The organism is Ruminococcus champanellensis 18P13 = JCM 17042, assembly GCF_000210095.1.
Classification (GTDB): Bacteria; Bacillota; Clostridia; order Oscillospirales; family Ruminococcaceae; genus Ruminococcus_F; species Ruminococcus_F champanellensis.
In genome coordinates this window covers 982135-995018 of record NC_021039.1, presented here as the reverse complement: position 1 = coordinate 995018, position 12884 = coordinate 982135, and the positions used below count along the sequence as shown (strand labels likewise).

14 protein-coding genes and 1 pseudogene are annotated in these 12884 nt (G+C 55.9%); 1 reads left to right on the top strand and 14 read right to left on the bottom strand.

From position 1 onward, the window contains the following. Positions 1-25 precede the first annotated feature (25 nt). The 7 genes and pseudogenes from trpA to trpE all read right to left on the bottom strand — a co-directional run bounded on the left by trpA (position 26) and on the right by trpE (position 6420). A complete protein-coding gene (trpA, locus tag RUM_RS04385; protein WP_015557991.1) occupies positions 26-802 on the bottom strand; it encodes a tryptophan synthase subunit alpha in 777 nt (258 codons plus the stop codon). Beyond that, positions 795-1979 (bottom strand): tryptophan synthase subunit beta, encoded by a 1185-nt coding sequence (gene trpB / locus RUM_RS04380; protein ID WP_015557990.1) that lies wholly within the window; start codon positions 1977-1979, stop codon positions 795-797. The genes trpA and trpB overlap by 8 nt, the downstream gene beginning before the upstream one ends. Positions 1980-1983: 4 nt before the next feature. After that, positions 1984-2583, bottom strand: coding sequence for a phosphoribosylanthranilate isomerase (locus RUM_RS04375; protein WP_015557989.1), 600 nt, complete (start codon positions 2581-2583; stop codon positions 1984-1986). Continuing rightward, a complete protein-coding gene (trpC, locus tag RUM_RS04370) occupies positions 2580-3359 on the bottom strand; it encodes an indole-3-glycerol phosphate synthase TrpC (RefSeq protein ID WP_015557988.1) in 780 nt (259 codons plus the stop codon). Before trpC ends, RUM_RS04375 begins: the two co-directional genes overlap by 4 nt. An 8-nt stretch (positions 3360-3367) precedes the next feature. Next, complete coding sequence (gene trpD, locus RUM_RS04365; protein ID WP_015557987.1) at positions 3368-4384, bottom strand: anthranilate phosphoribosyltransferase; 1017 nt, start codon at positions 4382-4384, stop codon at positions 3368-3370. After that, a pseudogene (locus RUM_RS04360) lies at positions 4377-4957 on the bottom strand (anthranilate synthase component II). The gene trpD and the pseudogene RUM_RS04360 overlap by 8 nt, the downstream one beginning before the upstream one ends. Then, entirely contained in the window at positions 4954-6420 is a 1467-nt protein-coding gene (gene trpE / locus RUM_RS04355) for an anthranilate synthase component I (RefSeq protein ID WP_015557984.1), read from the bottom strand. Before trpE ends, RUM_RS04360 begins: the two are co-directional and overlap by 4 nt. A gap of 518 nt (positions 6421-6938) precedes the next feature. Between trpE and RUM_RS04350 the strand changes: the two genes are divergently transcribed. Then, a complete protein-coding gene (locus RUM_RS04350; RefSeq protein WP_015557983.1) occupies positions 6939-7874 on the top strand; it encodes a uridine kinase family protein in 936 nt (311 codons plus the stop codon). 23 nt (positions 7875-7897) lie between these two features. Here RUM_RS04350 and RUM_RS04345 read toward each other — a convergent pair whose 3' ends face one another. The 7 genes from RUM_RS04345 to lspA form a co-directional block, all read right to left on the bottom strand. Continuing rightward, positions 7898-8371: a GNAT family N-acetyltransferase gene (locus tag RUM_RS04345; protein WP_041326267.1), complete on the bottom strand. Its 474-nt coding sequence runs from the start codon at positions 8369-8371 to the stop codon at positions 7898-7900. Between the two features lie 116 nt (positions 8372-8487). Next, a complete protein-coding gene (locus RUM_RS04340) occupies positions 8488-8784 on the bottom strand; it encodes a hypothetical protein (protein ID WP_147645561.1) in 297 nt (98 codons plus the stop codon). A 50-nt stretch (positions 8785-8834) separates the two neighbouring features. Next, the gene (locus RUM_RS04335) at positions 8835-9788 is read right to left on the bottom strand and encodes a transketolase family protein (RefSeq protein ID WP_015557981.1); all 954 of its coding nucleotides are present in this window, start codon (positions 9786-9788) and stop codon (positions 8835-8837) included. Between the two features lie 3 nt (positions 9789-9791). Then, positions 9792-10631, bottom strand: coding sequence for a transketolase (locus tag RUM_RS04330; RefSeq protein WP_015557980.1), 840 nt, complete (start codon positions 10629-10631; stop codon positions 9792-9794). Positions 10632-10663: 32 nt separating this feature from the next. Continuing rightward, complete coding sequence (locus tag RUM_RS04325; protein WP_015557979.1) at positions 10664-11479, bottom strand: Cof-type HAD-IIB family hydrolase; 816 nt, start codon at positions 11477-11479, stop codon at positions 10664-10666. Next, on the bottom strand, positions 11472-12386 hold the full coding sequence (locus RUM_RS04320; protein WP_015557978.1) for an RluA family pseudouridine synthase: 915 nt from the start codon (positions 12384-12386) through the stop codon (positions 11472-11474). The genes RUM_RS04325 and RUM_RS04320 overlap by 8 nt, the downstream gene beginning before the upstream one ends. Continuing rightward, the gene (gene lspA / locus RUM_RS04315; protein WP_015557977.1) at positions 12379-12870 is read right to left on the bottom strand and encodes a signal peptidase II; all 492 of its coding nucleotides are present in this window, start codon (positions 12868-12870) and stop codon (positions 12379-12381) included. The genes RUM_RS04320 and lspA overlap by 8 nt, the downstream gene beginning before the upstream one ends. Between the last annotated feature and the right edge of the window lie 14 nt (positions 12871-12884).

Sequence of the window (12884 nt, the reverse complement as noted above, 5' to 3'; positions counted from 1 at the left end):
GAATCCTGTGAGGGGCTGTTTTCTGTCAGAGATCCATGATCCCCTGCTTCATTTCTTTGACGTATGCGCCCACTACCGGGGCAGCCTGTGTGCCGTGCTGCTGAAGCAGCTTGATGATCGCTGATCCGACAATGACCCCGTCTGCAAGCTCCGCCATCTGTCTTGCCTGCGCCGGAGTGGATATGCCGAAGCCGATGGCGCAGGGTACATCTGTATTTTCCCGCACCACCTGTATGATGGATGCCAGATCCGTTGTGATCTCACTGCGTGTACCCGTCACGCCAAGACTGGATACAATGTACAGAAAGCCCTCCGCCTCCCTGGCGATCATAGCGATCCGCTGGTGAGAGGTGGGAGCGATCAGAGAGATCAGATCCACCCCATACTTCCGGCTTACGGACTGGAATTCATCCTTTTCCTCAAAGGGCAGATCCGGCAGAATGATGCCGTCAATCCCCACCTTTGCGCAGTTGGCAAAAAGGGCGTCCGCCCCGTAGGAAAACACCACGTTGGCGTAGGTCATGAATACCAAAGGGATGGTCACATCCTGCCGCAGGTTCTCCACCAGTGCAAATGCACGATCCGTGGTCATGCCCCCTGCCAGCGCACGAATGTTTGCCCCCTGGATCACCGGGCCCTCTGCGGTGGGATCGGAAAAGGGGATGCCCAGTTCCACCAGATCCGCCCCATTCCGGACAGCCTCTCGGACAACCGCTGCTGTGGTTTCCAGATCCGGATCCCCACAGGTAATAAAGGGAATGAACGCCTTTCCCTTTTCAAATGCCGCTCTAATCTTAGTCATACAGATCCTCCCCTCTGTATCTGGCAATGGCTGCACAATCCTTGTCCCCACGACCGGAAACAGTAATTACAATGATCTGATCCCGGCGCATGGTGGGAGCCAGCTTCATGGCATAGGCAACCGCATGGGCGGATTCAATGGCAGGAATGATACCCTCCGTCCTGGATAAATACTCAAAGGCTTCTACCGCTTCTTCATCCGTCACCGGCACATATTCCGCTCTGCCAATGTCATGCAGGTACGCATGCTCCGGTCCGACGCCCGGGTAATCCAGCCCGGCGGAAATGGAATACACCGGGGCAATCTGACCGTACTGATCCTGACAGAAGTAGGATTTCATCCCGTGGAAAATGCCAAGCTTGCCGGTGTTGATCGTTGCAGCGGTTTCAAAGGTATCGATGCCCCTGCCTGCCGCTTCACAGCCAATGAGCCGCACGGTGGGATCGTCAATGAAATGATAAAAGCTGCCCATGGCATTGGAACCGCCGCCTACACAGGCAATCACTGCATCCGGCAGCCTGCCCTCCTTCTCCAGGAGCTGCGCTTTGGTCTCCCGGGAGATCACCGCCTGGAAATCCCGGACAATGGTAGGAAAGGGATGAGGCCCCATAACGGAACCCAGACAGTAATGGGTGTCATCGATCCGGGATGTCCATTCCCGCATGGCCTCGGAGACCGCATCCTTCAGCGTCGCCGTGCCGCTGGTCACCGGCACCACCTGTGCACCCAGCAGCTTCATTCTGTACACATTCAGCGCCTGCCGCCGGGTATCCTCCTCCCCCATGAATACCACGCACTCCATGTTCATCAGGGCAGCAGCTGTAGCAGTTGCCACACCATGCTGTCCGGCACCGGTCTCGGCGATGAGCCGGGTCTTTCCCATCTTCTTTGCCAGCAGAGCCTGCCCCAGCACATTGTTGATCTTGTGGGAGCCGGTATGGTTCAGATCCTCCCGCTTCAAATAGATCTTTGCGCCACCCAGGGCATTGGTCAGTTGCCCTGCATAGTACAGCCGGGAGGGACGGTTTGCATACTCATTCATCAGCTCCGTCAGTTCCCGGTTGAATGCGGGGTCATCCTTGTAATGCAGATATGCCTGCTCCAGTTCTATGGCAGCGTTCATCAGGGTCTCCGGAATGTACTGTCCGCCGTGAACGCCGAATCTTCCCTTTTTCATATACTCATTCCTTTCGGACAGCTCCTACAAAGACTGTCATTTTTTGTTCATCCTTCACCCCGTCTGTTTCCAGAGCGGAGCTTACATCCACCCCAAAGGGATGCAGCCTGCGGATCGCCTGTGCCACCGTTTCCACAGTCAGTCCCCCTGCAAGAAAGTAGGGCCTTGTAATGCCCTCCAGCAGCCCATGGTCAAATGCTCTGCCGGTGCCGCCTCCGGAATCCAGCAGAATCAGATCCGCCGGAGATCGGTTGGCACGGCGGATATCCGCCAACGTCCGGATGCAGAACGCCTGGATCACCGGACAGTTGGTCAGCTGCCGCAAACGGGCAATGTACGCTGCATCCTCATGGCCGTGCAGCTGTACTGCCCGGATGGTGCCGGCATGCACCAGAGCAGCAATCCGTTCCGGCGCTTCATCCACAAACACGCCCACCGGGGTGATCCGGCTGTCCAGCTGTGCTGCAAGGACTGCCGCCTGCTCCGGGGACAGATACCGGCTGCTCTTTTGCGCAAACACAAAGCCGATGTACTCCGGCAGCAGGGCGTTGGCGTATGCAATATCACAGGGTCGGGTCAGACCGCACAGCTTGATCCGGGTCATGCGCCACGCAGCTCAGAAAGCCGGGCTTTCTTGTCCGGAGCACGCATCAGCGCTTCCCCGATCAGTACTGCATCCGCTCCCGTCTGCTGGAGCTTTTCCACATCCGCCGCTGACTGCACACCGCTTTCCGATACAAACAGAACCTCCTTGGGCACCAGCTTCCGCAACGCGCAGCTATTGTCCGTATGCACGGAAAAATCCTTCAGATTCCGGTTGTTGACCCCGATGATCCTTGCCCCGGCGGTCAGCCCCATGGAAATCTCCGCTGCATCGTGGGCTTCCACCAGTGCGGACAGTCCCAGTTCATCACAGAGCTGAATATACGTCCGAAGCTGCTCCGGGGACAGGATGCTGCAAATCAGCAGCACCGCCTGTGCCCCCAACAGCTTTGCCTCATAGATCTGATAGTCGCTGATGGTGAAATCCTTTCGCAGACAGGGAATGGACACAGCGGCAGCGATTTCTTGCAGATAGGCATCCGACCCCAGGAACCATTTCGGCTCCGTCAGCACAGAAATGCAGTCCGCTCCTGCATCTTCATACGCTCTGGCAATGTACAGATAGGGAAAATCCTCTGCAAGGATCCCCTTGGAGGGGGATGCCTTTTTGCATTCGCAGATAAAGGAAATACCCGGCTTTTGGAGGGCATGCTCAAAGGCAAACCTCCCCTTTGGCAGAGCCAGCGCCTGACGCCTGAGCTCCCTAAGGGACAGCCGCTGCTGTGCGGCGGCAACACGCTCTGCTGCATGCTGCGCCAACTGATCCAGGCTCGTCATACTGCACCTCACTGATTGGATGCGACGATCAGCTTGTCCAGCAATGCCGCCGCCTTGCCGCTGTCAATGGTTTCTGCTGCAAGCCGGATCCCATCCACCATGGAATCCGCCAGCTCCCCGATGTACAGGGCAGCCCCTGCGTTCATCAGCACCGCATTCCGCCGATGCCCCTGCTCCCCTGCCAGAATGGCACGGGTGATGGCTGCATTCTCCGCCGGCGTACCTCCCTGCAGATCCTGCCGGGTACACCGGGCAAAACCGAACTGCTCCGGGGTGATCTCATAGTTCTTGAACCAGCCGTCCCGGAACTCGGAAACCGTGGTTGGGGCACACAGGGAGATCTCGTCCAGTTTGTCCTGTCCGTATACCACCATACCCTTTTCCACTCCCAGCTTCATCAGCACCTGCGCCAGGGGATTCACCAGAGAGGCATCATATACCCCCAGCAGCTGCCGCTTGGGGCTTGCAGGATTGGTCAGCGGGCCGAGAATGTTGAATACGGTGCGGATGCCCAGTTCCTTACGGATGCCCCCCACATACTTCATGGAGGTGTGGTATTTCTGGGCAAAGAAGAAGCAGAAATTCACCTGCTCCAGCAGCTTCAGACAGGTTTCCGGCTCCAGGTTAATGTTGACCCCCAGCGCCTCCAGGCAATCCGCCGTGCCGCAGTCAGAGGATGCAGCCCGGTTGCCGTGTTTTGCGATCTTCTGCCCGGCAGCAGCGCATACCAAAGCGGCAGTGGTGGAAATATTGAAGCTGTGGGCGCCGTCTCCGCCAGTGCCGACAATTTCCGTCAGATCCAGGTTATGATGCAGCCGGGTCGCCTTGTCCCGCATAGCCGCCGCACAGCCGGTGATCTCCTCAATGGTCTCCGCCTTGGTGCTCTTGGTGGACAGGGCGGCAAGAAAGGCTGCATTCTGGGTGGGGGAGGTTTCCCCTCCCATAATCTCACTGATGACTGCATACGCCTCGTCATAGGTCAGATCCTGCTTGTCCACGATTTTTACAATAGCTTCCTTAATCATGATCGTTTCCTCCCTGAATAAAGTTTTTCAGCATCTGTTTGCCGTCCGGGGTCATGATGGACTCCGGATGAAACTGCACCCCGTAAATGGGGTTTCCCTGTGCCGGATCCCCATGATCTCCCCGTCCTCCGTCACTGCTGTGATTGTCAGGCAATCCGGCAGGCTGTCCGGATCCACCGCCAGAGAATGGTACCGTGCCACCGGTGCGGTTTGCGGCAAACCCCGGAACAGAGGACAATCCCCCAGAAACTGCACCATGGACTGCTTTCCGTGCATCAGCTGCTTTGCGTAGGTGATCCTGGCTCCGTATGCGGCACAGATTGCCTGATGCCCCAGGCACACTCCCAAAGTGGGGATGCGCCGGGACAATGTTCCGGCTGCCTCCACAATGACCCCGGCATCCTCCGGCCGCCCGGGACCAGGGGAAAGAATGATCCGATCCGGTGACAGCTCCCGGATCTGGTCAACGGTCAGCGCATCGTTCCGGATCACCCGGATGTCCGGCTCCAATTCTCCCACCAGCTGAAACAGGTTATAGGAAAAGCTGTCGTAGTTATCAATCAGAAGTATCATACATCCGCCTCCTCTGCCGCTTTCAGGGCATTGACCACTGCCGCCGCCTTATTGATGCATTCCTGGTATTCCTTTTCCGGCACGGAATCTGCTACGATGCCTGCGCCGCTGCGGATAAACACCTTGCCGTTTTTCTTGTATGCGATCCGGATGGCAATGCAGGTATCCAGATTCCCGGTAAAATCGATATACCCGATGGCGCCTCCGTAAATGCCCCGCTTATTCTGTTCCAGTCTGGCAATCAGCTGACATGCCCGGATCTTAGGCGCCCCTGACAGGGTGCCTGCGGGTAAAACGGCGCTGACTGCATCCAGTGCGTCGCAGTCCTGCCGGATCTGCCCCCGGATGGTAGAGCCGATGTGCATCACATGGGAGTATCGCTCAATGCTGTGCAGCTTTTCCACCTGCACAGTGCCGAATTGGCTGATCTTCCCCAGGTCATTCCGCCCCAGATCCACCAGCATGTTGTGCTCCGCCAGTTCCTTATCATCCGCCAGCAGCTCCGCCTCCAGCGCCTTGTCTTCCCCTTCGGTCTTTCCCCGGGGACGGGTTCCTGCCAGGGGGAAGGTGTGCAGCACCCCATCCTCCAGCTTCACCAATGTTTCCGGAGAAGCACCGGCGATCTCCACGTCCATGCCGGAAAAGTAAAACATATAGGGGGAGGGATTCAACGTCCGCAGGATCCGGTAGGTGTTCAGCAAGCTGCCTGTATAAGGAGCAGCCAGCCGATTGGACAGAACAATCTGAAAAATATCCCCCTCCCGGATGTGATGCTTTGCCTGCTCCACCATGTCACAGTAGCTTTCCCGGTCAAACAGGGGCGTAAAGTCTCCCAGCAGATGCCCGGGCTGTTCCTGCTTGGGGATGTCGGTTTTCAGCAGCGCCGCCATGCTCTCCAGTTCCATCACTGCCTTGTTGTACCCGGTTTCCGGATCCTCCAAAGACATATTGGCAATGAGGATGATCTTCTGCCGGAAGTGGTCAAAGGCGATCACCTTATCGAACAGCATCAGATCCACGTCCTTGAAATTCTCCGTGTCCCGGGTCTCCAGATCCACGGACGGCTCTGCATACTTCAAAAAGTCGTAGGAGAAGTATCCCACCAATCCGCCGGTAAAGGGCGGCAGCTCCGGCAGTCGGGGGCTTTTATACTCTGCAAGGATCTGTCGCAGCTGCTGTGCCGGATGCTCCGTTTTGATCCGCACATCTCCGATCTTCATGTCCCTGCCGGAACAGGTAATGTCCAGCTTCGGATCAAACCCCAGAAAGGTGTATCTCCCCCACTTCTCCCGCTCTGCCACCGACTCCAGCAGATAGCAATGGGTGGATACCTGCTTGAGCCTGCGCAGGGCCTCAATGGGCGTACACAGATCTGCCAGCAGTTCACAGCTGACCGGCAGGATCTTATATGCGCCGCTTTCCGCATAGGCTTTGATGGTTTCCAGGCTTGGTGAATACTTCATATGGCACCTCCGACAAACAAAAAACGCTTCCCCGATCCTGTCGAAGAAGCGTTTGTGCAGCAAAAAAGCCCCTGACAGAATCCAACGATCTGTCAAGGACGAATACTTTTCTATCCGCGGTGCCACCTTGATTCACGGCATATGCCGTGCGCTTAGCAGGATACCAACATATCCCCGGCAACTGACGTATGCCCACACGTCGCAGAATACTCAACACAGAAATGCTGTATTTTTGACTGCGCCCTCAGCGGTCCATTTGATAATCTGGGGTTTGCCCGGCTTCCACCTGCCCGGACTCTCTGTGAAATCATGATTACCGTTATCTCCGCTTCAACGGTTTGCAACCTATTTAATTTTCTACAGTATAGCACAGCGTCTGCGGCTTGTCAAGAGGTTTTTTCAAACTTCCGTCTGCCATACAAATGCCGCCCAGTGTCTATTGTCATTTTCTCCGGAACATGCTATACTGTAAGATGAACCGATAACGCATGCTACCTGCGTGCAGAAAGGGACATCTTATGAGAAAACTGGAAATTTCCATGCTGAATCAGCAAATGCATACAGACCTGATCTATGCCATTGCCGAATCCGAGCAGCGCTACACCCAGCAGCTGACCCGGATCGCTCTGGATATTCTGAAGCACCGGAAGGAAAAGCCCATTTTGCTGCTGTCCGGTCCATCCGGCTCCGGCAAAACCACCTCCGCCCTGCGGATCGAACAGCTGCTGGAGGGCTGGGGATGCGCTGCTATGGTACTGTCCATGGACAATTACTACCTGCCGGAATCCCAGACTCCTCAAGCACTGAACGAGCACGGAGTCGTCGACTACGAATCCCCCTACCGGCTGGATATCCCCCTGCTGAATGAACATCTGGAAAGGCTCTCCCGATGTGAGCCCATCCATCTGCCGGTATTCAATTTTGCAAAGCAGTGCCGGGAACCAGGCAAGACCATTCAGCGCAGACCCAATGAACTGGTGATCCTGGAAGGGATCCATGCGCTGAATCCGCAGGTCACCGGCAATGCAGGTGCCTTTGCCTCCTGCATTTATGTCAGCGTCCGCACACGGCTCCAGGCAGAAGACGGCGCTCTGCTGCATCCCTCCAAGATCCGGCTCATGCGCCGTCTGATACGGGATCGGTTTTTCCGGGGCAGGGAGCCGGTGGACACCTTCCGGCTGTTTGAAAGCGTCAGCCGGGGAGAGCATCAGTACATCATGCCCTTTAAGCATCGGGCAGCCTATCAGATCGACACCTTTATCGATTACGAGCCAAGCGTATACCGTTCCATCCTCCTGCCGGATCTGCTAAATATCGCAGACACCTACCCGGACTACGCCCAGTATGCGGACATCGCCGCATTTCTCCAGGCGCTGGAGCCGGTGCCCCAGGATCTGGTGCCGGGGATCTCCCTGGTGCGGGAGTTTATCGGCGGAAGTACCTTCCACTATTGATATCTATAGCCCTATAGGAACCATTACAACCTACAGACCATAATATATTCTTCCTCATTTTCATCAACAATTTGAAATCCCACTTTTTTATACATCCTCACTGCATAATTTTGTTTTTGAACGGCTAACGAGGATTGTTTATAACCGCAGTCTCTCAATTCATGCAACATCGTTTTCATTAGTTCTGTGCCAATCCCATAATTACGATACTCTTTCAAAAGAGAGATTGCAAAGGATGGAGTTTCATCATCTATATGCCCGTAATCATTCATAATACGAACCCATACAGCTCCGATTACAATCCCATTCGATTCCGCAACAAAGGCAATATCACCTGCTCTGCTTCCGAAGCCATCAACATACACACGCAATTCCGGCTGGTTGATTATTTCCCTGGGCGGAGCTTCTACTCCTTCCGGAATAAAAATTGCCTCATATAAAAAAGTATCCAACACTTTGGTTTCTTCCTGCTTTATTTTTCTGATTACGTATTCCACAAAACCCTCCCGTTTCAGATCAACGCTTTTCTTAAGACATACAACAATCGCCCGGAACGCATCCTGTCCCGGGTGATTTTTTAGGCAGAATCTCGCAAGATTTGCGGAATGTTGCCCTAATTATGAGGCTCCTCTTTGTCTGAGGATGCCTGCCTGCTCCGGCGTTTGTTCCGAATCGCCTCCCGGATCAGAACAAAGGGCAGCATCCATATGCCGTAATCCAGCAGGCATACTACCGAAAGCCACCGGATCGGCGAAAGAAAAAATGCAAGAAACAGCAGAATACCGCCGATCAGAGGAAATCCGGAGATAAATCTGCCTGTTTTTTTGCTTTGAAACATGGCAATATAGTTCATCGCCACAAAGAACATGCCGATGGTGCCGATGCAGATGCACCAGATCCAGTCTCCCATATGTACCCCCATGCAAAAGGGCAGCATCTTAACGGTGCCGCCCTTTTCTCTTACTTCTGCTTTCTTGTCATGGCTGCCTTGGTAACAGCCACAATGTTGGATGCGCACAAGCCGAATTTCTTCAGCAGTTCCACCGCCGGGCCGCTGTATCCGAACTCGTCATTGACACCGATCCGTACCACCGGTACCGGACAGCAGCCGGTGACTGCCTCTGCCACCGCAGAGCCAAGACCGCCGATGATGCTGTGCTCCTCCACGGTTACCAGCAGACCGGTCTGCTGTGCCGCCTTGCAGATCAACTCCGTATCCAGAGGCTTGATGGTGTGAATGTTGATGACCCCTGCGTCAATTCCTTCATTTGCCAAGGTCGCAGCAGCCTCCAGTGCTTCGGAAACCATCAGTCCCGTGGCAACAATGGTCACGTCCTTGCCCTGCCGGAGGGTGATACCCTTGCCCATTTCAAAGTGATAGGTTGCCGGATCGTTGAAGATGGGAGCAGCCAGTCTGCCGAACCGCAGGTACACCGGGCCTTGATACTTTACCGCAGCCTCCACCGCTGCCCGGGCTTCCACATCGTCCGCCGGGTTGAGGATGGTCATGCCGGGGATGGTGCGCATCAGGGCAATATCCTCGTTGCACTGGTGGGTAGCACCGTCCTCTCCCACGGAAATGCCCGCATGGGTGGCACCGATCTTCACGTTCAGGTGGGGATAGCCGATGGAATTGCGCACGATTTCAAAGGCACGGCCTGCCGCAAACATGGCAAAGGTGCTTGCAAAGGGGATCATGCCGGTGGTGGCCAGACCCGCTGCCACGCCCATCATATTAGCCTCGGCAATGCCGCAGTCAAAAAAACGCTCCGGATACTTCTTCTTGAAAATGCCGGTCTTGGTTGCCGCCGCCAGATCTGCATCCAGAACCACCAGGTTTTCATAGGTTTCGCCCAGTGCTGCCAGCGCCTCGCCGTAGCTTTCTCTGGTCGCCTTCTTTTTTACATCAGCCATTGCTTAACCCTCCAGTCCGGACAGCTGCGTCCGCAATTCAGTCATTGCCTGTTCATACTGCTCCTGATTCGGGGCAGTGCCGTGCCAGCTGCACTGGTTTTCCATAAAGGAAACCCCCTTGCCCTTGACGCTCTTCTGCACGATCACAACGGGCTTGCCGCTGATCTTTTCTGCCTCATCAAAAGCACGCTCTATATCCTGGAAGTCATGTGCATCCATGGTAATTACATGCCAGCCAAATGCAGCAAATTTATCCGGAATGGGCTCCGGAGAGCTGACCTCTGTGATGGGGCCATCGATCTGTAAGCCGTTATTGTCCACGATGGCAGTCAGATTGTCCAGTCCGTAGTGGGCTGCGAACATGGCAGCCTCCCAGACCTGTCCCTCCTCGATCTCACCGTCTCCCAGAACGGTATAGACCCGATAATCCTTCTGGTTATACTTTGCAGACAGTGCCATGCCGCATGCCGCAGAAATACCCTGTCCCAGGGAGCCGCTGGACATATCGATGCCGGGAATGTGGATGCAGGGATGACCCTGAAGCATTGCTCCGATGTGCCGCAGGGATCTCAGTTCAGACTCCGGGAAGAAGCCACGCTGTGCCAGGGTCGCATACAAAGCCGGTGCCGTATGCCCCTTGGACAGCACAAAGCGGTCACGCTCCGGCATGTCCGGATGCTTTGGATCCACATTCAGCTTTACAAAATACAGGTAAGTCAGCAGATCTGCAATGGATAATGATCCGCCGGGATGACCGGATTTTGCGCAGTAGGTGCCCTCGATGATGCCCATCCGCACCTTGCAGGCAGTGGCCTGCAGCCGTTTTTCAATCGTTGCGTCCATGAATATACCTCCATTATTTCCATGAGCCATGCTCAAGTTCGTTCCATCAATTGTTGCATGAGCCTTGGCAGCCCATGCTGGTCACAGGTATCCGGCAGTACAAGATCCGCCGCCGCCTTCACATTGGGCTGGGCGTTGGCAGGTGCGATGCCCACATCCGCATGCTGCAGCATGGTCAGATCATTGTCGTAATCCCCGGCTGCGGCAATCTGGGTGTCCCTGTCCGCCAGCCGATCCCGAAACCGGGCAATGGCTGTACCCTTGGATACCCCTGCCGGCAGGATCTCCAGGAACACATCCGCCGACCGGACATATTCCACTTCCGTATCCTGCCGGGACGCAGCATACGCCGCCAGCCGATCCACCTCCGGCGGCTCCAGGGCAAACAGCACCTTGAGCCACCCGTCCTCCGGTGCATGCGCCAGATCCGTGAACACCGGGGACACGCCGCAGGTGGCAATATGCTGTCGCTCCACCGCATTAAGCCGGATCACATAGATCCCATCCGCCGTCAGGATCTCCGCACCCATGTCCGGGTTCCAGTCCAGCAGCTCCCGGACAATCTGCCGGACAGAGAATGCCAGGGGCAGAGTAGCAATGGGCTGCTTCTTCACCGGGTCAAACAGCATTGCACCGTTGTAGAGAATCACCGGCGCATTGGGCTGCACCTGCTCCAGGTAAACGGACGCTGCCTCATAAGTTCTGCCGGTGGCAATGGTGAACCGTCCTCCCGCAGCCTGAAACTGCCGGATGATCTCCAGATCCTCCGGAGGAATCCGCTTGTCGGAGGGCAGCAGAGTGCCGTCCAGATCCGATATCAGCAGCAAATGCTTCAAATCTTTAAACATGTATATGCTCCACCTTTTTCAGTGCCTGGACAAAGTAATCCGGCAGCGCACTGTCAAACTCCATGTATGCGCCGGAAACCGGATGCACAAACCCGATCTTTTTGGCATGCAGGCACTGTCCCTCCAGACCGGGGACAGCCGTGCCGTACACATCGTCTCCGTAAATGGGATGCCCGATGTAGCGCATATGTACCCGGATCTGATGGGTGCGCCCGGTTTCCAGCCGACACCGGATATGAGCATGCTTTGCAAACTGGGTCAGCACTGCATAATGGGTCACCGCATGCCGGGCATTTTTCTCCGTCACGCACATTTTCTGCCGATCCGCTGTGCTTCTGCCGATGGGAGCATCCACCGTGCCAGAAGGCTCCCGGAACCGTCCGCAGGCAATGGCTTCATATTCCCGGGTAAAGCTGTGGCCTTTGATCTGCTCCGCCAGATGCTGATGGGCAAAATCCGTTTTCGCCACCATCAGCAGACCGCTGGTGTTTTTGTCGATCCGGTGCACGATACCGGGACGGATCACCCCGTTGATGGTGGACAGTCTACCCTGGCAGTGATACAGCAGGGCATTCACCAATGTGCCGTCCGGATGCCCTGCCGCCGGATGCACCACCATGCCCTTGGGCTTGTTCACCACCAGCAGGGCTTCATCCTCGTATACGATCTCCAGCGGCAGGTTCTGGGGCTGTACATCCTCCAGTGGGGCAGGATCCGGGATCTGCACCAACAGGCCGTCCCCTTCCCGGAGCTTCAGATTCTTTGCCGCCGGTTTCCCGTTGCAAAGCACTGCGCCCTGCTCGATCAGATGCTGCACCCCGGAACGACTCAACTCCGGCAACTGCTCTGTAAGCCATTTGTCCAACCGCATGCCGCTGCCGTCAGCCGTCAGCATGACCTCACGCATGGGGTTGCTCCTTGGGGGATTCCTTGCCGCTCTTGTCAAAAAGCATGTACAGCAAGATCAGAAATACCCCGATGCAGATACAGCAGTCGGCAAAGTTAAAAACTGCAAAGTGGAACAGCCGGATATCCAGATAGTCCACCACATCTCCGCCCCGGAAGATCCGGTCGATGAGATTCCCGATCCCCCCAGCCATGACCAATGTCAGATTCCACTTGAGGAACGGACTGTTGCGGCCGTATTTCCACATGGCCCAGACGCAGATGCCCAGCAGAATCACCGGCAGACCGATCAGGATCGCCCGCTGTCCACTCATGCTGCTGAATGCAGCTCCGTTGTTGCGCACATAGGTCAGGTTCATCAGCTCCGTATCGCCGAAATGGAGGAAACGCCTGGATTCTCCCAGGGCAAAGTCCCGAACCACCAGATATTTGATCAGCTGATCCACAGCCACCAGCAGCGCCATGGCTGCAACCGCAAGGATCATGCACATGCCTCCCA